General features: G+C 71.8%; 22 protein-coding genes. 18 read left to right on the top strand and 4 right to left on the bottom strand.

Features of this window, described 5'->3' with window-relative positions:
* Positions 1-93 precede the first annotated feature (93 nt).
* Positions 94-948 carry a hypothetical protein gene (locus tag AB0G63_RS01085; RefSeq protein ID WP_360742182.1) on the top strand — a complete coding sequence of 285 codons (855 nt, stop codon included), beginning with the start codon at positions 94-96 and terminating at the stop codon, positions 946-948.
* Between the two features lie 1032 nt (positions 949-1980).
* Positions 1981-2826 (top strand): serine protease, encoded by an 846-nt coding sequence (locus AB0G63_RS01080; RefSeq protein ID WP_360742179.1) that lies wholly within the window; start codon positions 1981-1983, stop codon positions 2824-2826.
* A gap of 18 nt (positions 2827-2844) precedes the next feature.
* Here AB0G63_RS01080 and AB0G63_RS01075 read toward each other — a convergent pair whose 3' ends face one another.
* Positions 2845-4455 (bottom strand): D-aminoacylase, encoded by a 1611-nt coding sequence (locus AB0G63_RS01075; protein WP_360742177.1) that lies wholly within the window; start codon positions 4453-4455, stop codon positions 2845-2847.
* 44 nt (positions 4456-4499) lie between these two features.
* Positions 4500-5777, bottom strand: a complete 1278-nt coding sequence (locus AB0G63_RS01070) for an amino acid deaminase (RefSeq protein ID WP_360742174.1) — start codon at positions 5775-5777, stop codon at positions 4500-4502.
* A gap of 168 nt (positions 5778-5945) precedes the next feature.
* Here AB0G63_RS01070 and AB0G63_RS01065 point away from each other — a divergent pair, with 168 nt between their 5' ends.
* Complete coding sequence (locus AB0G63_RS01065; protein ID WP_360742171.1) at positions 5946-6503, top strand: hypothetical protein; 558 nt, start codon at positions 5946-5948, stop codon at positions 6501-6503.
* A 42-nt stretch (positions 6504-6545) separates the two neighbouring features.
* Here AB0G63_RS01065 and AB0G63_RS01060 read toward each other — a convergent pair whose 3' ends face one another.
* Positions 6546-7883 (bottom strand): M14 family metallopeptidase, encoded by a 1338-nt coding sequence (locus AB0G63_RS01060; protein ID WP_360742168.1) that lies wholly within the window; start codon positions 7881-7883, stop codon positions 6546-6548.
* Between the two features lie 219 nt (positions 7884-8102).
* Between AB0G63_RS01060 and AB0G63_RS01055 the strand changes: the two genes are divergently transcribed.
* Positions 8103-9425, top strand: a complete 1323-nt coding sequence (locus AB0G63_RS01055; RefSeq protein ID WP_360742165.1) for an Nramp family divalent metal transporter — start codon at positions 8103-8105, stop codon at positions 9423-9425.
* Between the two features lie 60 nt (positions 9426-9485).
* On the opposite strand, the gene AB0G63_RS01050 is transcribed toward AB0G63_RS01055, so the two are convergent.
* Positions 9486-11186: a glycoside hydrolase family 18 protein gene (locus AB0G63_RS01050; protein WP_360742162.1), complete on the bottom strand. Its 1701-nt coding sequence runs from the start codon at positions 11184-11186 to the stop codon at positions 9486-9488.
* Between the two features lie 503 nt (positions 11187-11689).
* Between AB0G63_RS01050 and AB0G63_RS01045 the strand changes: the two genes are divergently transcribed.
* The 14 genes from AB0G63_RS01045 to AB0G63_RS00980 all read left to right on the top strand — a co-directional run bounded on the left by AB0G63_RS01045 (position 11690) and on the right by AB0G63_RS00980 (position 23789).
* A complete protein-coding gene (locus tag AB0G63_RS01045; RefSeq protein WP_360742159.1) occupies positions 11690-12532 on the top strand; it encodes a hypothetical protein in 843 nt (280 codons plus the stop codon).
* A 124-nt stretch (positions 12533-12656) separates the two neighbouring features.
* Complete coding sequence (gene cpaB / locus AB0G63_RS01040; RefSeq protein WP_360742156.1) at positions 12657-13364, top strand: Flp pilus assembly protein CpaB; 708 nt, start codon at positions 12657-12659, stop codon at positions 13362-13364.
* 9 nt (positions 13365-13373) lie between these two features.
* Entirely contained in the window at positions 13374-14627 is a 1254-nt protein-coding gene (locus tag AB0G63_RS01035) for an AAA family ATPase (RefSeq protein ID WP_360742153.1), read from the top strand.
* A gap of 110 nt (positions 14628-14737) precedes the next feature.
* Positions 14738-15064, top strand: a complete 327-nt coding sequence (locus AB0G63_RS01030; RefSeq protein ID WP_360742381.1) for a pilus assembly protein — start codon at positions 14738-14740, stop codon at positions 15062-15064.
* A 1-nt stretch (position 15065) separates the two neighbouring features.
* Complete coding sequence (locus AB0G63_RS01025; RefSeq protein WP_360742150.1) at positions 15066-15443, top strand: TadE/TadG family type IV pilus assembly protein; 378 nt, start codon at positions 15066-15068, stop codon at positions 15441-15443.
* A 28-nt stretch (positions 15444-15471) separates the two neighbouring features.
* The gene (locus tag AB0G63_RS01020; RefSeq protein ID WP_360742147.1) at positions 15472-16809 is read left to right on the top strand and encodes a CpaF family protein; all 1338 of its coding nucleotides are present in this window, start codon (positions 15472-15474) and stop codon (positions 16807-16809) included.
* Between the two features lie 9 nt (positions 16810-16818).
* Entirely contained in the window at positions 16819-17763 is a 945-nt protein-coding gene (locus tag AB0G63_RS01015; protein WP_360742144.1) for a type II secretion system F family protein, read from the top strand.
* Positions 17764-17783: 20 nt separating this feature from the next.
* The gene (locus AB0G63_RS01010; protein ID WP_351894440.1) at positions 17784-18671 is read left to right on the top strand and encodes a DUF5936 domain-containing protein; all 888 of its coding nucleotides are present in this window, start codon (positions 17784-17786) and stop codon (positions 18669-18671) included.
* Positions 18672-19041: 370 nt separating this feature from the next.
* On the top strand, positions 19042-20502 hold the full coding sequence (locus AB0G63_RS01005) for a histidine kinase (RefSeq protein WP_360742378.1): 1461 nt from the start codon (positions 19042-19044) through the stop codon (positions 20500-20502).
* A 62-nt stretch (positions 20503-20564) separates the two neighbouring features.
* On the top strand, positions 20565-21521 hold the full coding sequence (locus tag AB0G63_RS01000) for a response regulator transcription factor (RefSeq protein ID WP_360742141.1): 957 nt from the start codon (positions 20565-20567) through the stop codon (positions 21519-21521).
* A 202-nt stretch (positions 21522-21723) separates the two neighbouring features.
* Complete coding sequence (locus AB0G63_RS00995; protein ID WP_351894436.1) at positions 21724-21921, top strand: hypothetical protein; 198 nt, start codon at positions 21724-21726, stop codon at positions 21919-21921.
* Positions 21921-22520, top strand: a complete 600-nt coding sequence (locus AB0G63_RS00990) for a pilus assembly protein TadG-related protein (protein WP_360742138.1) — start codon at positions 21921-21923, stop codon at positions 22518-22520. Before AB0G63_RS00995 ends, AB0G63_RS00990 begins: the two co-directional genes overlap by 1 nt.
* 31 nt (positions 22521-22551) lie before the next feature.
* The gene (locus tag AB0G63_RS00985) at positions 22552-23130 is read left to right on the top strand and encodes a hypothetical protein (RefSeq protein WP_360742135.1); all 579 of its coding nucleotides are present in this window, start codon (positions 22552-22554) and stop codon (positions 23128-23130) included.
* Positions 23131-23138: 8 nt separating this feature from the next.
* Entirely contained in the window at positions 23139-23789 is a 651-nt protein-coding gene (locus tag AB0G63_RS00980; RefSeq protein WP_360742132.1) for an OmpA family protein, read from the top strand.
* Positions 23790-23946: the final 157 nt, after the last annotated feature.

Below are 23946 nucleotides of genomic sequence, written 5' to 3'. Positions count from 1 at the left end.
GGCCGTGTTTTCCGCCACGTGAGACGCGGTGGTTTGTACGGTTATCGTCTACGGCTGTCCCGTGGGCCCCACCTGTCCCTACAATGCGCGGCCATGTCCTGGCACCCTCAGCACGTAAACGGGGCGCACGGCGCACAAGCCGCGAACGGCGCGACCGGTGCGCACGGCGGCGACGGCGCGTATCCGGCCATGGACGAGCCCCAGGTGCCGCCGAACGTGTACCAGCCGATCCCTCGTTCGACCCCCCGCTACGAGGAGTACGCCGATCCGGCGGCCGCCCACGGCTGGCAGAACGCGTTCGACCGGACGGCCGAGCTGCCCGTGATCGCCGCCCCGGCGGACGCGTATCCGCCGGACGGGTATCCGCCGGACGGTCACTCGGCCGACGCGTATCCGCCGGACGGGTACGCGGCCGGTCCGGGCGTGCTCGAGCAGTACGAGCAGTGCGTGGGCTACGGCGACCCGGCGCGGCCCGATGGGCACGCGGAGGACGACGGGCCGGCGGTCGTCGGCCGCTCGCGGCGGCACGGACGGCCGACGCGCCGGGTCCCGGTCGCCGTGGGCGGAGCGTGCGTGCTGCTCATCGCCGTCGTCGCCGGCCTCCTCGGCTCCGGCTCGGGCTCGGGCTCGGGCGGCGGACCGCGGCCGGGGACGCAGGGCCAGGAGGAGGGGGCGAAGAAGAAGGACGGGGTGTCCGTCGCGCCCGCCTCGCCGCCGTCCGGCGGTGCCGAATCGCCCGGCTCCGGCGACGCGCACCCGTCCGCGAGTCCGTCGCCCACCGTCGCCACGGAGAAGCCCGCCTCCCCGACCGCCACCGCGGGCGGCGGCGACACCGCGGCCCCCACCACGGCGCCCGCGACCACTCCCGCCGCCACCACGACCGAGCCGGCCCGGGGCAACGGCGGCAAGCCGGGCCGAGGCAGAGGGGCAACCAAGGGCCCCAGGTGAGCCCCCTCCCAGCCACCGCCCGTCCCTCCGTCCGGCCCCACCCCGGAGCCGGCCCGCCGGTGCTTGAGCCGGCCCGCCCGCCCCGACCGGCCCGCCCGCCCCGACCGGCCCGCCCGCCCCGAGCGGCCCGGTCGCCCCGAGCGGGCCGCCCGCCCCGAGCGGCCCGGTCGCCCCGGCGGCAGGTCTGCGCCGAGCCGCCGGCACCGCCCGAACGGCCCGGTGGTCCCGATGGCGGGCCTGTGCGGGTTGGGTGCGGCCGCCCGAGCGGGCTGTCCGTTCCGAGCCGGCGTGTCGGTCCCTCGCGGAGGTCAGCGGCCTGACCGGGGCGCTGTGCCGGGCGGCTGCGTCTGACCGTGGCCCGGTCAACGGTGACGGTCCTGCTGGGCTGCCGCTCGCGCTGTTCGGGCTCGCGCTGTTCGGGCTCGCGCTGTTCGGGCTTGCGCTGTTCGGGCTTGCGCTGTTCGGGCTCGCGCCGCATGGGTGCTGTGTCGGAGGAGTTGTCGCGGCGGCCGGCGCGGAACGGCGCGGTGGGGCGACGATCATTCCGGCCGTGACGCCGAGTTCGTCGAGCGGCTGCAAGCCCTGGGCTCGCGCGTGCGGCGGGCCCCCACCGGGAGCGGGCCGAGCCGGTGCTGGACCCCGACCGGGGGGACCCGCTGGTCTCCGGCCGCCTGCGGCGCGGACTCGACCGGGACGCGGGCGTCAAGGGCCTGGATGACCGGCGCGGCGCGAGCGGTACCTCGGGCCGGCAGCGTCTTTTTCCAGCCGCGTCTCCATGAGCCGCGAGGCGCTGCCGCACCCGTACGTCGTCGACGCGCTGGGCGCGGCGGGGGCGCCGTAGATCCCGCCTGGCCCGGGCGGCCGCCGGGCATCCGGGTGCCGCCCCGAGCGCTCCGAGTGCCGCCCCGGGCGTCGGTGTCGCGGCCGGAAACACCTCCTTGCCCATCCACCCCTCTCCCATCACAATGCACATGACAATTTCGCGGGCGGCCGGAGGATCTCCGGTCGCCCCGTCGCAAGAGGGGACCCCACATGAAGAAGCCTCTCGGCGCCGCGCTCTTCGCCCTGGTGATCGCCGGGGCGGGTGCGGCACCCGCGGTCGCGGCACCGGCGCCCACCGAGCGCGCCGCCGCGCCCACCCTCCAGGCCGTCAACTTCGCCGGCACCGTGTCGCTCAGCAACTGCTCCGGCTCGGTCATCCGCTTCCCGAACTCCGCGGACACCGACCCGGCGCTCGTGCTCACCAACGGCCACTGCCTGGAGACCGGGTTCCCGGCGCCCGGCGAGGTCATCGTCGACCAGGCGTCCAGCCGCAGCTTCGGCCTGCTCAACGCCTCGGCCACCCGGGTCGGCACGCTGCGCGCCAGCAAGGTCGCGTACTCGACGATGACCGACACGGACGTCACGATCTACCAGCTCACCACCACGTACGCGCAGATCAAGAGCACGTACGGGATCAGCCCGCTGACGCTGAACGACACCCACCCGGTCGCCGGCACCGCCATCACGGTCGTCTCCGGCTACTGGAAGAAGACCTACGCCTGCAACATCGACGGCTTCGTCTACCGCCTCAAGGAGGGCGACTGGACCTGGAAGGACTCCGTCCGCTACACCTCCGCCTGCAACACCATCGGCGGCACGTCCGGATCGCCCGTCGTCGACAACGCCACCGGCAAGGTCGTCGCCGTCAACAACACCGGCAACGAGGACGGCCAGACCTGCACCGTGAACAACCCCTGCGAGGTCGACGCGAGCGGCAACGTGACCGTCCGTCAGGGCATCAACTACGCCGAGGAGACCTACCAGATCCCGGCCTGCTTCGGCGCCGGCAACAAGCTCAACCTGAGCGCGAGCGGGTGCACGCTGCCCAAGCCGTAGCGCGTCGACGGCGGGCGGTCACACCGGAGTCCGGCGGACCGCCCGCCCCGCGAGCACGTCCGTGCGCCGGCCGTCCTCGATCACGAACCGCCCGTCGACCAGCACGTACGGAATGCCCGTCGGCAGCCTGCGCGGCTCCTCGAAGGTCGCGCCCGCCGCCACCGTCCGCGGGTCGAACAGGACCAGGTCGGCCCGGAACCCCTCGCGGACCAGCCCCCGGTCCGGCAGCCGCAGCCGGGCCGCCGGGCGCGAGGTGAGGTGGGCCACGCACTCCTCCAGCGACAGCAGGCCCAACTCGCGTACGTAGTGGCCCAGATACCGGGGGAAGGTGCCGTGGGCGCGCGGGTGCGGCCGGGCGCCGTGCAGGACGCCGTCGGAGCCGCCGGTGTGCGCGCGGTGGCGCAGGACGGCCCGCACGTTCTCCTCGTGGCCGACGTGCAGCAGGACCGTCGTGCCGAGGCCGTCCTCCAGCAGCAGGCGGCGGGCGGTCGCCCAGGGGGCCTCGCCGCGCGCGTCCGCCGACTGCCGCACCGTGCGGCCCACGTGGTCCGCCAGCCGAGGGTCGCGCACCCCGGAGACCTCGACCGTGTCCCAGTCGACGGGCACCCCGTGGCAGCCGTCCGAGCCGACGTCCTCCAGCTGGTGCCGGATGCGCTCGGCCGTCTCCCCGTCCGCCAGCCGCTTCAGGGTCTCCCGCGGACCGCCCACGCCCGCCCAGCCCGGCAGCAGCGCCGCGAGGGTCGTGCAGCCCGGGGTGTAGGGGTAGCTGTCGAGGCTGATGTCGGCCCCGGCGTCCAGCGCCGCGTCCAGCAGGGCCAGCAGCTCGGGCGCCCGGGCCTCGTTGACGCCGAAGTTCATGGTGGCGTGCGCCAGGTGCAGCGGGCAGCCCGCCTCCCGGGCCACGGCCACCATCTCCGCGTACGCCTCCAGCGCGCCCGCCCCGTAGGAGCGGTGGTGCGGGCAGAAGTAGCCGCCGTGGAACGCCACCACCCGGCACAGCTCGGTCAGTTCGGCGTCGCTCGCGTACCCGCCGGGCGGGTAGGTCAGCCCCGACGACATGCCGACCGCGCCCTGCTCCAGGCCCTCCGCGACCAGTCGCCGCATCCGGTCCAGCTCCTCCGGCGTGGCCTCGCGGTCCTCCCAGCCGACGGCGAGCGCGCGCACCGTCCCCTGCGGAACCAGGTAGGCGGCGTTGACGGCGATCCCGCGGTCGAGGCGGTCCAGGTACTCGCCGACGGAGCGCCAGTCGAAGTCGACGTCGTCGCCGTGGCCGTTCCAGCCGGCGATCGCGTCGCGCACCTCGGCGAGCGTGCGGTCGTCGACGGGCGCGTACGACAGCCCGTCCTGGCCGATCACCTCCAGGGTCACGCCCTGCGCGGCCTTGGCGCTGTGGTCGGGGCCGCGCAGCAGGGCGAGGTCGCTGTGCGCGTGCATGTCGATGAAGCCGGGGGAGAGGACCAGGCCCTCCGCGTCCAGTTCCCGCACGGCCTCGGGGCGCTGGCAGCCGGCGGCCGCGGCCTCCTTGACGATCGACACGATCCTGCCGTCGTCGATCACCACGTCCGCGCGGTACGACGGTTCACCGCTGCCGTCCACCACATCCGCGTCCCGCACGACGAGGTCCTCCACCGTCGGCTCCCTCCCCGGACTCCTCGCAAGACTCCCCGCACGCCTCAGAAGAACGTACGGATGTACTCGACGACCGTGCCGTCCGCCTCGGCCACCGGGATCAGCGGCCACTTGTCGAACGACGTGCACGGGTGGGACAGGCCCAGGCCCAGCCAGTCCCCGACCTCGAGGTCCGCCTCGGCGGTCGTGCGCAGCCAGGCGTGCTGGTCGGACAGCGCGGTCACCGAGATCCCGGCGGCCGGGCGCTCGGTCCCGTCCCGGCGTACCACCTGGGCGACGGGCAGGTCGAGGTCGTGGGCGGCGTCGCGCTTGCCCGCGTTGACGAACGCCTCGTCGGGGGTGGGGCGCGAGACGACCTGCGCCCACAGGCGGAACGCCGGCTCCAGCGCGCCCTCCCCGGGCACCCGGTTGAACGGGGTGAGCCTGCGGTAGTGGCCGTCGTCGTGCGAGACGTACGCCCCCGAGCGCAGCAGCTTCAGCACCGGCGAGGACAGTCCGGGGATCTCCGCGAACACCTCGGCCACCGCGTCGAACCAGGCGCTGCCGCCCGCGCTGACGACGATCTCGTCGCGCCCGGCGAAGCGCCCGGCCCGGTCGAAGCCGACGGCGAGCGCGACCAGCCGCCGCAGCCACGCGCGCACCCGCTCCGGGTCGGCCCGCCGCACCTCGCCCTCGTACCCGGCGACCCCGGCCAGCCGCAGGGTCCGCGTCGCCGCCACCGCGTCGGCCACGGCCGCGCACTCCGCCTCCGTCCGCACGCCGGTGCGCGCACCGGCGCCGGCCGCCAGCTCGACCACCACCTCCAGCGGGCGGGCCGCCCCGCGCAGGGCGGCGTCCATCAGCTCCACCCCGCGCACGGAGTCGACGTAGCAGATCAGCCGGAAGTCCGGGTCGGCGTCCTGTTCGGCCGCGATCCAGCGCAGGGCGGCCGGGTCGACGACCTCGTTGGCGAGGAAGACCCGCCGCACGCCGAACGCCCGCGCCACGCGCACCTGGTGCGGCACCGCCAGCGTGATGCCCCACGCGCCGCGCTCGGTCTGCCGGTGGAACAGCTGGGGCGCCATCGACGTCTTGCCGTGCGGGGCGAAGGCGAGGCCGTGGCGGGCCGCGTACGCCTCCATCAGCGCCAGGTTGTGCTCCAGACGCTCGGCGGACAGGGCGAGCACGGGTGTGGTGAAACCGCCGGTGAACAGGTTGCGGCGCTGGGCGGCCAGCTCGCCGACGGTCAGGCCGTCGGCGTCCGGCGGGAGGCCCTTGAAGCGGTGGTCGACGCGCTCCCCGGCCAGGCGCGCGAGCGCTTCGGAGGGACTGCCGGCGGTCATGGAGCCTCCCTGATCGGTCGCCACCCGGACCTGGACGGCGCTCGAAACGCTGCTGTCGGGCGCCGGGTTCGCGGTGACGGCGGTGCTGAGCGGTGTTCGTGTAGGCGTCTGATAACGAAGTCGGGGCTGGCTGTCCCCGGCACAGGATCGTCGACCATACTGCCCGCTGTGGAGCAGCGCATAGGTTCGAGCAGCCAGCCCCTGAAGGGCGAGCCCGTGACGGGCGCCGGGTTCGACCCGGCCTTCATCCCCGGGCTCACCTCGCCCGCGACCGGCGAGCCGGAGAAGGCCGAGGACCGGGACGCCGTCGCCGAGGCCGACACCGAGTCCGTCGAGGACACGGCGGAGCCCGAGGCGTCCCAGGCGTCCGTGGAGTCCGATGCGGCCGAGCAGGAGGCCGCCGGCGGAGAGGACACCGCGGACGACGACGAGCCCGCCGACGGCCCCGTCTTCGAGGCCGCCGACCGCCGGGCCCGGATCGTCGCCGACCGCAAGGGAGTCCGCCTCGTCCTGGACGACCAGGAGTGCGAGTTCCGCTGGGACGAGATCGGCGCGGTGGAGACCACGGTCCCCCGCTTCGGCAAGCGGCTCACCATCACGGTGCACACCCCTGACCGGCGCTGGTACCCGATCGAGATCGAGGCGCCGGCCAGGAGCCGTTTCAAGGAGTGGGACGAGCAGCTGGACGCGGTCCTCGACGCCTACTTCGAAGAGGACGCCGAGTAGACGCCGGGCGGGCGCCGGGCGACCGAGCAGCCGGGTGCCCGACTAGCCGCAGTACTGCGCCTGTTTGCCGATCGACCGGTACATGCAGTCGGCGTTCTCCAGCAGTTGCAGCACCGCGTCCCGGTTGCGTGACGTCTCCCGCTCGATCACCTCGTCGGGCGGGTAGAAGCCGCCGCCGGAGGACGACGTGGGGTACATTTCGAAGGTGTACGAGAAGATCCTGTGCACGCCCCACAGGTAGTCGTCGATGGACCCGTCGGTGATGTACAGGTCGCTGGACTGCTCGGCGGTGTACCCGTTGCTGGCGGCCATCTTCTGCCCGACCGCCTTGAAGGCGTTGTAGTCGTCCGCCGTCATCCCGGTCGCGGTGTCGGAGTACGTGTACCCGAACGGCCACAGCACCAGCTCGCTGTAGGTGTGGAAGTCGATCCCCGCGGTGATCTGCTGCTTGCCTCCGACGACCCGGCTGCGTACGAAGTCGGCGACCACCTTCACCTCGGGCGCCGACTCGGCGGCGGCGCCCCGGTACGTCTCCGACGACGTCGAACCCGAAGAGCCGCCGCAGCAGCCCCACTTGTAGTTCCAGTTCCGGTTCAGGTCCGTGCCGACGTAGGAGGAACCGGAGTTGGGCTGGCGGTTCTTGCGCCAGGAGCGGTAGGAACCCGTCGCGATGTCGTACTCGCCGCCGTCCGGGTTGAGGTCCGGGACGATCCAGATCTCCCGGTTGTTCACCATGTCCGTGATCCGCGAGTCGCTGCCGTAGCCCGCCCCGAGTTCGCGCAGCAGGTACAGCGCCATCTCCACGGTCAGGTGCTCGCGCGCGTGCTGGTGGAAGGTGAACAGCACCTCGGGCTCGTTCTCGTCGGTGGCCACGTTGTCGCTGACCTTGATGGCGACGATGTCCCGTCCCTGGTACGACGTGCCGATCACCCGCCGGCTCATGATGGCCGGGTAGGCCGCGAGCCGCTGGTCGATCTCGGCGTTCGTCTCGGCGTAGTTGTGGTACTTCGAGTCGGCCGAGGGGAAGTCGTACAGCCGCGCCTCGCCCTGGGACCTGTCCGGAACGGCGCCCACGGGCGCGACGTCGTACCCTGCCGCCCGCAGCGTGCGGATCTGGTCGGACCGCCCGGAGACGACCACCGTCTCCTCGTCCGCCTCGTCGACGGTCACGCCGGCCGCCGCGATGGCGGTGCGGGTGACCGGCGTGCTGTGGTCGACGTGGATCTCGTACTGGCGGACGTCGTCGGCCGAAGGGGCCCTGCGGTGCGCGCTGTCGGCGGTCGCCGAGACGGGTGCGGCGAGGGCGAGGGCCAGCAGGCCGGCGAGTGCGGCGGTGCGTCTGCCGCCGCGGGCGCCGGTGCCTCGTACACGTAGTCGCATGACATCTCCTTGGTTCTCCGGGGAGTCCGGGGTCGCCGGACGTGGGGAGTGGAGCCGGGGGGTGGTTCAGCGACGTGCTGTGCGGGTGGCGCCATCGTCAATGAATGGCATGGACAGGTCAATAGGGGGCCAAGGGGTGGTGCGGCGGACCCCGCGCGATCCGGCCGTGCCTCGCACGCCCTCTTGCCCGGCCGCCCGCTTTGAGCTTTCTTGACCTTCATGGCGGACACCACGGGAAACACCGAGGAGACCCGGACGGCCGGCGCCCCCGCCCCCGTCCCCCGCGCGTCGCGCTGGAGGCACATCGGCCCGGGCATCGTCGTCGCCGCGACCGGGGTCGGCGCCGGTGACCTGGTGGCCACGCTGATCGCCGGCAGCAACTTCGGCTACACGCTGCTGTGGGCGGCGGTCGTCGGCTGCCTGGTGAAGATCTCCCTCGCCGAGGCGGCGGGCCGCTGGCACCTGTCGACCGGCCGCACCCTCTTCGACGGCTGGGCGAGCCTGGGCCGCTGGACGACGTACTTCTTCGCCGTCTACGCCGTGGTCTGGGGCTTCGTCTACGGCGCGGCGGCGATGTCGTCCAGCGCGCTGCCGCTGCAGGCGCTGTTCCCGGGCGTGACGGACCTGAAGTGGTGGGCGGTCGGCTGCGGGCTGGTGGGCCTGGTCTTCGTCTGGTTCAACAAGTACGCCGTGTTCGAGAAGGTCATGACGGTCCTGGTGGGCGTCATGTTCCTGGTGACGGTGTACCTGGCGGTCAGGGTCGCCCCGAACCTGGCCGACGCCTTCGCGGGCCTGCTGCCGGTCCTGCCGGACGAGAAGGACTCCGTCCTGAACACCCTCGGCCTGATCGGCGGCGTGGGCGGCACCATCACGCTCGCCGCGTACGGCTACTGGGTCAACGCCAAGGGGTGGACCGACACCGGCTGGATGAAGGTCATGCGGCTGGACAACCGCGTCGCCTACGCCACCACGGGCGTCTTCGTCGTCGCCATGCTGTTCGTCGGGGCGGAGCTGCTGCACTCCGCGCACGTGGCCGTCGCGAGCGGCGACAAGGGCCTGATCCAGCTCGGCGACATCCTCGCGGCCGAATACGGCACCGCGACGGCCAAGTTCTTCCTGATCGGCTTCTTCGCCACCTCCTTCACGTCGCTGATCGGCGTCTGGCACGGGGTCAGCCTGATGTTCGCGGACTTCGTCGCGCGCTCCCGCGGGACGGGCACGGCGAGCGGCGAGCAGGTCGCCTCCGGTGCCCGCGAGCGCTCCTGGCCGTTCCGCGCCTACCTGCTGTGGCTCACCTTCCCGCCGATCGTGCTGCTCTTCCAGGGCCAGCCCTTCCGCCTGGTCATCCTCTACGGCGTCCTGGGCGCGGCCTTCCTGCCGTTCCTGGCGCTGACCCTGATGTGGCTGCTCAACTCCTCCCGCACACCGCGGCAGTGGCGCAACGGCCCGCTGAGCAACGCCGCGCTGGCCGTCGCGGGGCTGCTGTTCCTGGTCCTGTGCGGTAAGCAGATCTGGGACCAGCCGTGGTCGGAGTTCTTCTAGTCCCTCCGGCCCGTCGGCTCGCCACATCAGGGTCACGGACTCCGGTGTCTCCGACCGGACTTACGGCAGCGCGTGCACGTGCGGGCCCACCGCGCCGGACCACGCGTTCCCGCTCGCCGCGTCCCAGTTCGTCGACCACGTCATCGCGCCCCGCAGGCCGGGATACGCCTTCGACGGCTTGAAGGAACCGCAGTTGGTCAGCTTCGTCAGGCAGTCCAGGGCGTTGTTCACCACCGTCGGCGACACGTACCCGCTGCCCGCGCCGCGCGTGGAGGCGGGCAGGCCGAGACCCACCTGGGACGGGGCGAGACCGCCCTCGAGCTGGATGCAGGCCAGCGCGGTGAGGAAGTCCACCGAGCCCTGGCCGTAGACCTTGCCGTCGCAGCCGAGCATCGAACCGCTGTTGTAGTACTGCATGTTGACGACCGTGAGGATGTCCTTGACGTTCAGCGCCGTCTGGAAGTACGCGTTGGACGTCGACTGCATGTCGATCGTCTGCGGGGCCATCGTGAGGATCAGCGACGGACCCGCCTTCGCCGACAGCGCCCTGAGCGCCTGCGTCATGTAGGTGGCGTCGAGCCCGTTCTCCAGGTCGATGTCCACGCCGTCGAAGCCGTAGGTCCGCATCAGCGAGTACACCGAGTCCGCGAAGTTCGCCGCCGACGTCGCGTCGCGCACCGAGACCGTGCCGTTCTGGCCGCCCACGGACACCACGACCTTCTTGCCGGCCGCCTGCTTGGCCTTGATGTCCGCCTTGAACTGGTCGACCGTGTACCCGCCGAGCCCGGCCGAGTCCAGGGTGAAGGTCACGGCGCCCGGCGTCGTCGTGGCGTCCGCGAAGGCCACCGCGATGATGTCGTACTGGGACGGCACGTCCGAGATCTTCTGGACGGTCGCGCCGTTGTCGAAGTTCTGCCAGTAGCCCGTGACCGCGTGCGCGGGCAGGGTGCCGCCGCCGGTGCCGGTCGACGCCGCCGTCGTCCCGGTGACCGCGCCGGACTTGGCCGACTCGCCCGCCGCGTTGGTCGCGGTGACCTGGAAGGAGTACGAGGTGGCGGCCGCCAGGCCGGTCACCGTCGCCGACGTGCCGGTCACCGCCGTCACCTTCGTGCCGTCCCGGTAGACGTTGTACCCGGTCGCGCCCGACACGGCGTTCCAGGCCAGGGAGACGGAGGAGGACGTGGTCCCGGAGACCGCGAGGCCGCCCGGCGCCGCCGGGACCGTCGGTGCCGGGTCGCTGCCGCCGCCCCCGTCCGGGCCGTACACCGACACGTCGTCCGCGTAGTAGGCCGCCTGCCCGTACCAGCCGTGCGTGTACACCGTGACCGAGGTGGTCGACGAGCCCGTGGTGAAGGTCGTGGACAGCTGCTTCCAGCTCGTGGAGTCCGGCGTCCACGTCGACACGTCCGTGCTGCCGGTGCCGGTGACGCCCAGGTAGGCGTACCCGCCCTGGACCCAGGCGCTCAGTGTGTACGTCGTGCCCGGCCGCACGGCCACCGTCTGGGCGCACCGGGCGTTGTCCAGCCCGGCCGGCGTCGCCTTGAGCGCGGCGGAGCCGCCGTGGACCGGCGAGGAGACGGTGGTTCCGCTCCCCGCCGAACAGGTCCAGTCGCTCAGGCCGGACTCGAACCCGGAGTTCCTGGCGTTGTTCACGTCCGCTGCGGACGCCTGGCCGGTGCCGGCGAGGCACAGGGCGAGGGCGGCTGTGACGGCTCCTGACCAGAGCCGTGGCGATCGTACCGATCCGATGTATGGGGACATGACAACAAGTTGGTCCAGACCAATCGGCCTGTCAATAGGTCCAGACCAAATCCCTCGCCCCTGGCGGTGCCGGTGGCGGCGGTGCCCTGCCCGGGATGGCAAGGGTCCGGGATGGCGAGGGTCCGGGATGGCGAGGGTCCGGGATGGCAAGGGTCCGGGAAGGCAAGGGGCCGGGGTGGCAAGGGTCCGGGGTGGCAAGGGTCCGGGGCGGAAGTGCCCGGCCCCGAAGTCGCGTGGGCCCGCCGCGTGAGCCCACCGCATGGGCCCGGGGGCCCAAAAGCGGACCCAAATTCGAGACCCGACGGGGCGAGGGGACCGGCGAGATGCTCAACGTGCCCTGGTTTGACATGCCTTGTGAAAGGACAGTTGCCCGTCAGCTACGGAATCGCTGTTCTCCGGCCACGGAGGCGTGGATACAGTGCTGAGGTAGTCACGCAGTGAAGTCATCTCGGTGTACCGGCGTAACCCCGGTGGATCGACAGGCGTAACACGGGGAGCTGCGCGTGCCAACTGCCATTGCCGTGACCAGTGCCGACATGGCGCTGCCACCGCAGGACGAACGGACCCTGCCCGCCGTCGTCCTGGATGACCTGGACCGGCAGCCGCTGGAGCAGGCGCTGGCCGGGATGCAGGGCCTGATCGACCAGCACGGGCACGTCGTCGTCGTGTGCTCGCAGGCCGTCTCCCGCGGCGTGGAGCGACGGCTGCACACGATCCGCTCCCTCCTCGAGAGCGACCGCATCGCCCTGTTCCGGCCCGACCTGCCGCCGCTCGGACTCGCGGTCCTGGCACGCCAGTTACGGCAGCTGGCGTCCTGCGACCTCAGCCCCGGCGTGCTCGCCTCGGCCGGCCGGCTGCTCACCCACTACATCCACGCCGGGGCGCTGCTCGGTTCCGTCGCCCGGCTCGACCGCGTCCCCGTCGGTCTGAAGTCGCACGCCAAGTCCTGGGTGCCGGGCAGCCAGTTCGGCGTGCTGGCCCATCCGGAGCCGCAGCTGGTGAAGATCGGCCCCGGAGCCACCCTGTCCGGACCGGAGTTCGGCACCTGGATGCTCGTCGCCAAGGGCCAGCTCCAGTCCGACTGGGTCGCCGGAACCCTCGCCAAGGACTGGAACGTCCAGGGACTCAGGGAGACCGCCGCGCCGGCCGAGTCCGCGGTCTGGTGGGGGACCGGCAAGCTGATCGAGTTCGCCGCCTACCTGCCCGACCTGTCGGTGCTGTACCAGCTGGTCACGTCGGTGCGGCAGAGCACCTGCCACTGGTGCGGGATCGACGTCATCGGCGACCGGTGCGTCTTCTGCTCCGCCACATCGCCGTACCACGAGCACCAGATCCCCGCCGGGTGAGGTCTGAACACGGGTGCGCCGCACGGGACTCGCGTCCCGCCCGTCCGCTCCCGGACCGGCCGCTCACACCCCGCACGTCATTCGATTCCGCTCGACCGATATCCCCGATGAGGTTGTACGGTTCATGAACTCCCGTCAGCGCCGCGGCGTGCTACTCCTGCTCCTGTCGGTCGTCTGCGCCCTCGGCGCGTTCGCCGGTGTCCTGTCCGTCATCAGCGACGTGAAGTCCAAGGTCGGCCCCGAGGTCACGGCCTACCAGGTCAAGTCCGAGGTGGCGCCCTACACCCAGTTGAACACGGGCCAGTTCGAGAAGATCAAGATGCCCGAACGCTGGCTGTCCGACACCGCGGTCACCGACCTGCGCGACATCCGGGGCAAGATCGCCGTGACGACCCTGCGCGCGGGATCCCTGCTCCAGCGGGACATGATCGTGGACCAGCCCGCCCTGCAGCCGGGGCAGCAGGAGGTCGCCATCATGATCGACGCGGCGACCGGTGTGGCGGGGAAGATCACGCCCGGTTCGACGGTCAACGTGTACGCCACCTTCGCGGGCGAGCGGGACGGTGACCCCGCGCAGTCCAAGATCATCGTAACGAACGCCAAGGTCCTGGACGTCGGCCGGATCACCGCGCTCGATCCCACCGAGAGCAGCAAGAACCGGCAGCCCACCGACGCCGTCCCGATCACCTTCGCGCTCTCCACCCTCGACGCCCAGCGCATCACCTACGCCGAGTCGTTCGCCCAGCGGGTCCGGCTCGCCCTGGTCGCGCCGGGCAGCGACACGACGGTCCCCGACCGGGACCGCACGTACCAGCTCGCGAAGGACAAGTGAGAGGCCCGCATGCCCACGAGGATCCTCCCGGCAGCCGGCGACGCGGACGCCGTCCGGTCCATCACGACCCTGCTCAGCCAGCTCCCGGACGCCGAGCCGGTGGCCCCGGTCGTCGACTCCACCCAGCTCGTCGACACCCTCGCCCGGCTGGCCGCCGAGTCGATCGACGAACTGCCCGAGGTCGTGGTCGTGCACGAGCGGATCGGCCCCGTCCCGGCCCTCGAGCTCATCCGCGAAGTGGCGCTGCGCTTCCCCGCGGTGGGCGTCATCCTGGTCACCTCCGACGCCAGCCCCGGCCTGTTCCAGGCGGCGATGGACTACGGCGCGCGCGGCCTGGTCGCCCTCCCGCTCAGCTACGAGGAACTGGCGAGCCGGGTGCAGGCGGTGGCCCAGTGGTCGGTCGGCGTACGGCGCCATCTGGGCAGCGCCGGCGAGGTGTTCACCGGCGTCGGCGGCACGGTCGTCACCGTCAGCGGCGCCAAGGGCGGCGTCGGGGCGACGCTCGTGGCGATCCAGCTGGCGCTCGCCGCGCAGGCGTCCGGACGCGGCACCGTGCTGGTGGACATGGATCTGCAGACCGGGGACGTGGCGTCGTACCTGGACGTGCAGTTCCGCCGGTCGGTGGTGGACCTGGCCGCCATCACCGACATCTCGCCGCGGGTGCTGGCGGACGCCGTCTTCCGCCACGACACGGGCGTCGCGCTGCTGCTCGCCCCCGGCGAGGGCGAACGCGGCGAGGAGGTCACCGACCGGGCCGCCCGCCAGATCGTCAGCGCCCTGCGCTCCCGCTACGAGGTCGTCGTCATCGACTGCGGCGCCCAACTGGGCGGCGCCGGCGCGGCCGCGGTGGAGATGGCAGACCGGGCCCTGCTCGTGACGACCCCGGACGTGGTCGCCGTCCGCGGCGCCAAGCGGACGGTGCGGATGTGGGACCGGCTGCAGATCCGCAAGGCGGAGGAGACGACGGTGGTCGTCAACCGGCACACCCGCGCCACGGAGATCCAGCCGCCGCTCATCCAGAAGATCACCGGCACGGCGGTCGCCGGGATCGCGATCCCCGCCAACTTCAAGGAACTCCAGGGCGCGGTGGACGCGGGCCGCATCCACGAGCTGGACAGCAAGGGCGCGGTCAAGCAGGCACTGTGGGGCCTGGCCGGCGAACTGGGCCTGGTCAAGCCCGCGGAGGGCGCCCAGCGGGGCGGACGGCTGCGGGGCGACCGGGGGTCGGTGAGCTTCCGGCGCCGCAGGGAGGCAGGGGGATGAGAATGCGGACGGATCCGCGGAGAAGGGGCGCAGCGGGCGGGGCGGACAGAACGGGCGGAGTGAAGGGCTGCGGAAAGGACGGCGGCCAGGTCACCATCGAGTTCCTCGGCATGACGCCGACGATCGTGATCACGCTGGTGGTGCTGTGGCAGCTCGTGCTGGTGGGGTACACGTGGACGCTCGCGGGGAATGCTGCCGACGAAGCGGTACGGGCGGGGACCGCGGCCGAGGGGGACATGCAGGCCAGGTGCGCCGAGGCGGGCCTGAAGGACCTGTCGGGCGCGTGGCAGGGGGGTGCGGACGTGCGGTGCGGCGCCGGGGGCGGCTATGTCACCGCGGATGTCCGTATCGAGGTCCCCATCCTCTTTCCGGGCACGGTCAGCTTCCCGTTCACCGTGAAGGGGCACGCGGGCGCGGTCGAGGAGGCGACGCACTGAGATGCCGTACCGGTCCACGAGAACGCCGCGCCGCCGCACCATCCGCGACCGCGGCCAAGTCGCTCTCGAATACCTGGGCTTCCTGCCCGTACTGCTCATCGTCGGCATGGCGGTCGTGCAGCTCGGTCTGATCGCCTACACCGCCCAGCAGGCGGGGACGGCCGCGCGGGCGGGGGCGCGCAGCGCCTCCCTGGACCGGGGTGCCGACGCGGCCTGCGACCAGGCCGTCAGCGGTTTCCTGGCCGACGACACCAGCTGCGCGTCCGCCTTCGGCGGCGACGAGGTCACCGTCACCGCCACCGTGCACATCCCGTCGATCGTCCCCGGCTGGGACTTCGGCCCGGCCCACAAGACCGCCACCATGCCGCTCGACCACTGAACGAGGACAGCGCGAGGAGCACCGGACCATGAGCCTGCGGGCACGCATCAACTCCCCCGAGGAGAACGGCCACCGGGGCGAGGACGGCCACCTCGTCGCCTCCTACCGGGCCAAGCTGCTGGAGGAGATCGACCTCGCGGAGATGTCGTCGCTGGCCGCGGCGGAGCGCCGCGCCCGCCTGGAGCGCGTCCTCGGGCACATCATCAGCCGCGAGGGCCCGGTGCTGTCGACGGTCGAGCGCTCGCAGCTGATCCGCAGGGTGGTCGACGAGGCGCTCGGCCTCGGCATCCTGGAGCCGCTGCTGGAGGACGCGTCGATCACCGAGATCATGGTGAACGGGCCCGACGCGATCTTCGTCGAGCGCGGCGGCCGGGTCGAGCAGCTCCCGCTGCGCTTCCCCTCCCACGACCAGCTGATGCAGACGATCGAGCGCATCGTCTCCACCGTCAACCGCCGGGTGGACGAGTCCAACCCGATGGTGGACGCGCGCCTGCCGTCCGGCGAGCGCGTCAACGTGATCATCCCGCCGCTGTCCCTGACCGGCGCGACGCTCACCATCCGCCGCTTCCCCCGCTCGTTCACGCTCCAGGAGATGATCGGCTTCGGTTCGCTGGACGAGCACATGCTGTACCTGCTGGCGGGCCTGGTGCAGGCGAAGTTCAACGTGATCGTCTCCGGCGCGACCGGCACCGGAAAGACGACGCTGCTCAACGCCCTCTCCGGCCTGATCCCCGAGGGCGAGCGCATCATCACCATCGAGGACTCCGCCGAGCTCCAGCTCCAGCAGGCCCACGTCATCCGCCTGGAGTCCCGCCCGCCGAACGTCGAGGGCAAGGGCCAGGTCACCATCCGCGACCTGGTCCGCAACTCGCTGCGGATGCGCCCCGACCGCATCGTCGTCGGCGAGGTCCGCGGCGGCGAGTCCCTGGACATGCTCCAGGCGATGTCGACCGGCCACGACGGCTCCCTCGCCACCGTCCACGCCAACAGCGCCGAGGACGCCCTGATGCGCATGAAGACGCTGGCGTCGATGTCGGAGGTGGAGATCCCCTTCGAGGCGCTGCACGACCAGATCAACAGCGCCGTCGACGTGATCATCCAGCTGACCCGTTTCGCCGACGGCGCCCGCCGCATCACCGAGATCGCGATCCTCGACAGCCAGGGCAGCGACCCGTACCGCCTGGCGACGGTCGCCCGCTTCAACGCCCGGCCCATGGCCGCCGACGGCCGCATCTACGGCGCGTTCGAGTACTACCCGCTGCCGCGCCGCACCGCCGACCGCCTCTACATGGCGAGCCAGCCCATCCCCCAGGCCTTCGGCGTCGCCCAGTCCGCAGACCAGCTAGCCACCCGAGAAGCCAGGTAGGACCGACCGATGGATCTGCACACGCTCATCACGCTCACCACCGGCATCACCCTGCTGACCTGCGTCCTGGCAGTCCTGGGCCTGCACGCCTACGCCACCGGCAAGGCGCAGCGCCAGGCGCTCGTCGACCGCCTGTCGGCGACGGGCCAGATCCCGGTGGCCGGCCGGCGTCGCCATTTCCCCGGCCTGGACCGCCGCCTGCGCCGCACCAAGCTGGGCAGGAAGCTGGAACTGCGCCTGGCGGCCACCGGCCTGGACGTCACCCCGGGCGAGTTCTTCGCCGCCATGCTCGCCCTGGTGGCCGGCCTGTGGCTGGTCGGCCAGGCCGCCCTGGCGCCCTTCTTCGGCCCGCTCGCCGGGCTGCTCGGCATCTGGCTGGCGGTCCAGTTCCTCAACTGGCAGCGCCAGAAGCGCATCGAGAAGTTCATCAACCAGCTCCCGGAGATGTCCCGCATCCTGGCCAACGCCACCCAGGCCGGACTGGCGCTGCGCACCGCGATCGGCATGGCCGCCGAGGAGCTGGAGGCCCCGGCCGGCGAGGAACTCGGCAAGGTGGCGAACCAGTTGGCCCTCGGCGCGTCCATGGACGACGCCCTCGGCGAGATGGCGGACCGGCTCCCCTCCCGCGAACTGGTCGTCCTGGTCACCACGCTGGTCCTGTCGAACCGGGCGGGCGGCCAGGTCGTCAGCGCCCTGCGCAACCTCACCGAGACGCTGGAGGAGCGCAAGGAGACCCGCCGTGAGGTCCGCACCCAGCTCTCCCAGGTGAACATGACGTCGTACGCCGTTCCGGTCCTGGGCATCGGCTCGTTGTTCCTCATGAACGGCGTCAAGGACGGAGCACTGGACCGCATGACAGGCTCACCGGTCGGCCAGGGCGCGGTGATCGTCGCCTTCGCGCTCTACGCCGTCGGCTTCGTCCTCATCCGCCGCCTGTCCCGCATCGACGTCTGAGACCCGGAGGGAGGACGACCATGGCACTTCTGCTCGCACTGGTGACGGGCCTCAGCGTGTACGGCGTCTTCGCCGGCATCCGCATGTACCGCGCGGACGCCAAGCTCCCCGGCGACCTGGCCCTGGCGCTGGAGGTGGGCGCCACGCGCACCGGCGCGGTCGACTCGGTGGTGGACCGCCTCGGCATGCGCTACGCGCCCGCGATCCTGCGCCTGATGGGCCCCAAGATGGTCGCCAAGTACCGCCGCAAGATCGACCTGGCGGGCAACCCGGGCGGCCTGACCATCGACCGCTACGCCGCCCGCCGCGCGGTCTACGGCTTCCTGGGCGGCGTCGGCGGCCTGGTGTTCCTGATGAAGGGCAACTTCATCCTGGCCGTCGTCCTGTTCGCCTTCGGCGCGTTCTGGACGGAGGTCGGCATCTGGTCCGCGATCCGCATCCGCAAGGACGTCATCGAGCGGACGCTGCCGGACTTCCTGGACGTGCTGGCGGTCGTGGTCAGCGCGGGCCTCGGCTTCCGCCAGGCCCTGGACCGCGTCGCCGCCAAGTACGAGGGCCCGTGGGCCGACGAACTGCGCATCACCCTGCGCCAGATGGATCTGGGCATGAGCCGCCGCCAGGCGTTCGCGGAACTGCGCCGGCGCAACGAGTCCGAGCAGGTCGCCATGTTCGTGACGGCACTCCAGCAGGGCGAGGAACTGGGCGCGCCGATCGTGGACACCCTGGTGGCCCTGGCGAAGGACATGCGGCGCACGGACGCGCAGAACGCCCGCCGCAAGGCGGCCCGCGCGGTCCCCAAGGCCACCATGATGATCACGACCTTCATGGTCCCGGCCACCATGATCCTCCTCGGCGCCGGCCTGATCCTCGGCTCCGGCACGGACTTCGGCTCGATCACGGGCAAGTAGACGGCGGGCGGGTGTACTGGCGATGACGACGACGAAGGAACGCCTCGGGATCCGGCGGCGCCGCCCGCAGACGCCGGAGATCACCACCCCTCCGGCGGGCACGGTCCTCCCCGCCCACGTCCGCACGGGCGCCCCCGACATCCCGGTGACATCGGTGACCCCGGCACTGCCGCCGGCACTGCCTCCGGGGTGGGAGCGGGCGGACGGGGCTCGGGCGGGGGGCGCGGGGGCGGTGGACGTGCCGGGCGTGGCCATGCCGGCGAATGACTCGGAGCCCGTCGGGGCCGTGGTTCCGGCGCAGCCGGGGGCTCCGCAGCCAGGACTGCCGCGGCCCGGGTCGCCGCGGTCGAAGTCGCCGCATGAGCAGCGCCTGGCGGCGGGCGACGGGCCTGAGCGGACGGCCCCGTCGGCCCCGGCGTCCCCGACGCCCCCCTCGCCGCGAGCGGAAGCAGCCCGCCCCGACCGGTCCCCGCAGACTCCGCCCGCCGCTCCGGCCGCTTCCGCCGCTTCCGCCGCTCCCGCCGCTCCGGCCGCTCCCGCCGCTTCCACCCCTCCCGCCGCTCCCGCCGCTTCCGCCCTCACGCCCGCCGATCCGGCCTCGGTCACCATCCCCATCCAGATCAACGCCCTCCAGGCGATGTGCCGCCAGGTCTTCGGCTTCCGCCTCGCCATGATCGCCCTGGCCGCCCCCTCCGCGCTGCTCAACGCCTCCCCGGGCCTGGCGACCCGTCTGGTGGGCGCGGCGGTGGTCGTCACGTTCATGGGCTCCTACGTCCTGTTCCGCGACTGGGAGCGCTTCGGCCCGCTGCTCCTGCGCCACCCCACCCTCCTGGCGGTGGACACCCTCTTCGGCTCGCTGCTGCTGATCTCCGCGGGCCCCGACACCACCCTGGCCTACGTCAGCGTCTGCACCCCCCTCCTCGCCGGCATCGTCTACGGCTGGCGGGGCGCGGCCGTCTTCGCCTCCCTCCAGTCCCTGATCCTCCTGCTGGTCCACCAGACCGCGAAGGACCTGCACACCAGCCCAGCCGAGTCCCTGCTGCTGCCCGGCCTCTGCATCGTCGCGGGCGCGGTCGGCTCGGCCCTGCGCAACCTGCTGCTCCGCTTCGGCGCCGCCACCCAGGCGCTGACCGCGGTACAGGCGCGGCTGGCGGTCACGGAGGCGGTGAGCGCCGAACGCGCCCGGCTGGCGAGGGAGATGCACGACTCGGTGGCCAAGACCCTGCACGGCGTGGCACTGGCCGCAGACGGCCTGGCCGGCTCCGCGGGCGCCGCCCGCATGGACCCGCAACTGGTCAGGCAGCAGGCCGAACTGGTCGCCCGCTCGGCCCGCCGCGCCGCAGCCGAGTCCCGCGAACTCCTCGCGGACCTGCGCCGCGAGTCGGACCCCGGCCAGGGCACCGACGTACTGGTGGAACTGGCCGCCCGCACCCGCGACTTCAGCGCCCGCACCGGCCTGACCGCCGACTACCGGCCGACCGGCGAGCACGCGGTGCCGCCGATCCCCCCGGCGGTGGCCCGCCAGCTCCTGACCATCGCCTCGGAGGCCATGGAGAACGCCCACCGCCACGCGGACCCGACCCGGGTCGACGTACGCGCCGGCGTGCACGGCGACCTGCTGCGCATCAGCGTGTACGACGACGGCCGCGGCCTGCCCCCCGGCACGAACCTCGAACAACTCCGCAGGGCCGGGCACTTCGGCCTGGTCGGCATGGTCGAGCGGGCCGCCTCGGTGGGCGCCCGCATCCGCATCGGCCGCGGCGGACACCCCCGGGGCACGGAAGTCCGCCTGGAGCTGCCGCTGGCAGCCGTCGCGACAGCAAACACATGAGGCAAAAGCCCCTGACCCGCCGTCACCCCCGAACCCCCGACGACACGAGAGGAGGCCGCCCGATGCCGGACCCGACGACACCGCCCCCCGGCCCTCCGCAGCCGCCGCCCCACCCGTTCGACGGCTTCCCGTCCCCTCCGCCCCCCGCGCCGCTCAGGGTCGTGGTCGCGGACGACAACCCCGTGGTGCGCGCGGGTCTGACGGCCCTCCTGTCCGGCCGCGAGGACATCACCGTGGTCGCGGAGGCCGCGGACGGCCGCCAGGCCTGGGATGCGGCCCAGCAGCACCGTCCCGACGTCGTCCTCCTGGACGTCCGCATGCCCGGCGTGGACGGCATCTCGGCGCTTCCGTACCTGGTGCGGATCGCCCCGGTGGTGATGCTGACCTACAGCCGCGAGTCGGAGATCGTCCAGGAGGCCCTGCGCCGCGGCGCGGGTGGCTACCTGGTGCACGGCGAGTTCACGGCGGACCAACTGGTCTCGGCGGTAAGGGACATCAAGGAAGGGCGGGCCCACTTCACGCCGACGGCGGCGGGAGCACTGCTGGACCAACTGCGGCGGGACGCGAGCCCGAGCACGACACCGCTGCCCGAGGGTTTGGGCGGTGCGGATGCTACTGCATACGCCGGGCCCGCAGCCCCCTCTGTTCACCCGTCAGCCCAACGCCCTTACCCGCTTGGCAACTTCTCGCCCGCCAACGCTACCTCTCCGGCTATTTCTTCAGAAAACCTTTCGCAACTGCAACCGGATGTGGGACAGTCGTCGTCAGCATGGATGAACGGCCGACCGGCCGCTGCTGACAGGTCGCGGTACCAACTGAGCACGAGGGAGGCGGAGATCATGGACCTCATCGCGTCCGGCATGAACAACCAGCAGATCGCCGCCACCTGCTTCATCAGCGAGAAGACGGTCAAGAACCACATCAACCGCATCTTCGCCAAGCTCCACAGCACCAGCCGTTCCGAGGCCGCCGCCAAGTGGCTCGGCACGGCGCCGGGTTCGGGCCGAGGGGTGGGGTGAGGCGTGATGACGTCACGGGGGAGCGTCTGGGTCTCGCGTTGGGCCCGGGATTGGGCCCTGGGACCCTCCGACGGACGGGAAGTCCAGCCGTACGGTTCTCGTGTCGCAAGCGGCACCGGCGGGGAGGAAGCCGGTTACGTCCACGACCCAGAGACGCAGCCGTCGGCCGGTGCCCGGCCGGCCGTACCGGGAGGGGAACACCATGAGCAACTGGATCAACACCACCGTCGCGTACCTGCAGACCCGCGCCGCCCGCAACGACAAGGGCCAGACGGCCGTGGAGTACCTGGGCATCATCGCGGTGGTCGTGGCGATCGTGCTGGCCATCACGGGTACGGACATCGGGCAGTCGATCTTCGACGCGATCAAGAACAAGATCACAGAGGTCACCGGCGGCTGATGCGGCCCCGCAAGTACGGCGACGCAGGGCAGGCCTTCCCCATCTACATCACGGTGGTGGCGGGCCTGCTCTTTCTCGCGTTCGCCTACCTTGCGGTCGGCCAGGCCGCGGCAACCCGGAACGGGGCCCAGACGGCAGCCGACGCGGCTGCCCTCGCGGCGGCGCAGGACCTTCGGGACAAGCTCGCCGGCAAATGGGTGGAGGACGTACTCGACCCGACGAAGTGGCAGGACGTCTTCGACGGGAACGTGACAGGGCTCGAGCCGTCGTGCTGGCGAGCCGACGCACTCGCCGCACATAACGGCGCCCATGTCGAGAGGTGTGCTCCCAAAGGCCCGTTGGGCTACACGGTCGCCGTCAAGACCGACAAGCCGGTGGGGGACACCATCGTGCCCGGTACGGAGGACCAGTACGCGACTGCCTCCGCCATCGCCGTGATCGAACCCCTTTGCACGTTCCAGCTCCCCGGCGAGGGTGCCGAGAAGGACACGTTGCCGAAATTGACGTGCAAGAGCGGGGAGTGGGACCTGAAACCGGATGATCTCACCGACCTGCCGGAACCCCAGGACCTCTTCGATGTCCATCTGGCCGACCAATAAGCGCACGACGAGCGATGAAGGAAGCAGAGGCATGAGCGTTCGGTTCACTACGAAGGCCCGCAGGGGAGTGGTCGCGCTGACCGTTGCGGCCGGTCTGGCCCTCGGTGTAGCCGGTTGCGGCGGTGGGGGTGACGACGAGAAGCCGGAAGCTTCGGCTTCCGCATCCAAGACCGACGGGTCCAATCCGAGCGCTCAGGAAGGCCAGTCGGAGGCTCCCTTGGCCGAACTCAAAGGCCCGCAGAGTCTGCTGCTTCAGATCACCACCGCCAAACGGGATGCCGGTGGGTTCGTGACGATCAACGGCAATCTGAAGAACGACGGATCAAGCACCATCAACGTGCCTTCCAACCTGAGCGGCAACGAGACCGAGATCATTCGCAACGGCAGGTCACTCGGGGGCGCCACGCTGGTGGATTCCAAGGGCAAGAAGCGCTACTACGTTCTACGGGACACGGACGGACGTCCGTTGACCACCACGAACTTCCCTGCGCTGAAGGCCGGGGAAACCATTCCGGTGTTCATGCAGTTCCCCTCTCCGCCCACAGACACCTCTGAGGTCGGCTTCCAACTGCCTGGCTTCGCCACAGCCACCATCACGATCTCCGGGTGAGGCCCGCGATGACCGTCACCCGAACCGCGAACCGAACCGCCCCCCGCCTTGCCGTGACCCTCACCGCGGCATCCCTCATGCTCGCCGCCAACATCGTCGGCGCCGTTGGGGCCCGTGCCGACGACAACCCCAGCGTCCCGCCGGGCACCGAACCCTCCGCCTCCGCACCCGTCAAGGTCGACCCGAACGACCCCGACCTCAAGCTCCCCGAGGGCGCCACCCTCGCCGAGCCCAAGGTGCTGGACATCAAGTCGGTCGTGGAGGACGAGAGCGGCGACGAACGGCGCGAGGACACCAACAGCGACGTGAAGTTCGCGCTGCAGGCGGAGGTCCTGTTCGGCAAGGACAGCGCCAGACTCAGCGCCGACGCCAAGTCCCGCATCGCCGCGATCGCCGACGAGATCAAGAACCAGAACGCGACGAAGATCCGCGTCTTCGGCTTCACGGACAACCTGGGCTCGTCCGCGCACGGCGACGTCCTGTCCCGGCAGCGCGCCAACGCCGTACAGGAGGTCCTGGACGACGAGCTGAACGACCCCGGCATCACCTTCGAGGTTCGTGGCTACGGCGAACAGTATCCGATCGCCGACAACTCGACGGAGGCCGGCCGCAAGAAGAACCGCCGAGTGGAGGTGTCCTTCCCCCGCTCGGACGGCTGAGCGAGCCGAACTCCTGACGCCCAGGCCCGTCCCGTCCCGACCCGAAGGATCAACGACGGGGACGGGCCGACGGCTGCTCGGCTGCTCGGCTGCTCAAGGGACCGTGCTGACGCCGCCGACGATGGAATCCGCCGGCTTCGGGGTCTTCACGGCACCG

The organism is Streptomyces sp. NPDC020996, assembly GCF_040641355.1.
Classification (GTDB): Bacteria; Actinomycetota; Actinomycetes; order Streptomycetales; family Streptomycetaceae; genus Streptomyces.
This window is presented reverse-complemented; position numbering and strand designations above follow the sequence as displayed.

Excerpts from the sequence above, each read along its gene's own strand:
- AB0G63_RS01085 (WP_360742182.1), top strand. The coding sequence starts at position 94 with ATGTCCTGGCACCCTCAGCACGTAAACGGGGCGCACGGCGCACAAGCC.
- AB0G63_RS01080 (WP_360742179.1), top strand. The coding sequence starts at position 1,981 with ATGAAGAAGCCTCTCGGCGCCGCGCTCTTCGCCCTGGTGATCGCCGGG.
- AB0G63_RS00990 (WP_360742138.1), top strand. The coding sequence starts at position 21,921 with ATGCGGCCCCGCAAGTACGGCGACGCAGGGCAGGCCTTCCCCATCTAC.
- AB0G63_RS01035 (WP_360742153.1), top strand. The coding sequence starts at position 13,374 with ATGCCCACGAGGATCCTCCCGGCAGCCGGCGACGCGGACGCCGTCCGG.
- AB0G63_RS01060 (WP_360742168.1), bottom strand. The coding sequence starts at position 7,883 with ATGCGACTACGTGTACGAGGCACCGGCGCCCGCGGCGGCAGACGCACC.
- AB0G63_RS01010 (WP_351894440.1), top strand. The coding sequence starts at position 17,784 with ATGGCACTTCTGCTCGCACTGGTGACGGGCCTCAGCGTGTACGGCGTC.
- AB0G63_RS01070 (WP_360742174.1), bottom strand. The coding sequence starts at position 5,777 with ATGACCGCCGGCAGTCCCTCCGAAGCGCTCGCGCGCCTGGCCGGGGAG.
- AB0G63_RS00995 (WP_351894436.1), top strand. The coding sequence starts at position 21,724 with ATGAGCAACTGGATCAACACCACCGTCGCGTACCTGCAGACCCGCGCC.
- cpaB (WP_360742156.1), top strand. The coding sequence starts at position 12,657 with ATGAACTCCCGTCAGCGCCGCGGCGTGCTACTCCTGCTCCTGTCGGTC.
- AB0G63_RS01055 (WP_360742165.1), top strand. The coding sequence starts at position 8,103 with ATGGCGGACACCACGGGAAACACCGAGGAGACCCGGACGGCCGGCGCC.
- AB0G63_RS00980 (WP_360742132.1), top strand. The coding sequence starts at position 23,139 with ATGACCGTCACCCGAACCGCGAACCGAACCGCCCCCCGCCTTGCCGTG.
- AB0G63_RS01020 (WP_360742147.1), top strand. The coding sequence starts at position 15,472 with ATGAGCCTGCGGGCACGCATCAACTCCCCCGAGGAGAACGGCCACCGG.
- AB0G63_RS01050 (WP_360742162.1), bottom strand. The coding sequence starts at position 11,186 with ATGTCCCCATACATCGGATCGGTACGATCGCCACGGCTCTGGTCAGGA.
- AB0G63_RS01030 (WP_360742381.1), top strand. The coding sequence starts at position 14,738 with ATGACGCCGACGATCGTGATCACGCTGGTGGTGCTGTGGCAGCTCGTG.
- AB0G63_RS01025 (WP_360742150.1), top strand. The coding sequence starts at position 15,066 with ATGCCGTACCGGTCCACGAGAACGCCGCGCCGCCGCACCATCCGCGAC.
- AB0G63_RS00985 (WP_360742135.1), top strand. The coding sequence starts at position 22,552 with ATGAGCGTTCGGTTCACTACGAAGGCCCGCAGGGGAGTGGTCGCGCTG.
- AB0G63_RS01000 (WP_360742141.1), top strand. The coding sequence starts at position 20,565 with ATGCCGGACCCGACGACACCGCCCCCCGGCCCTCCGCAGCCGCCGCCC.
- AB0G63_RS01015 (WP_360742144.1), top strand. The coding sequence starts at position 16,819 with ATGGATCTGCACACGCTCATCACGCTCACCACCGGCATCACCCTGCTG.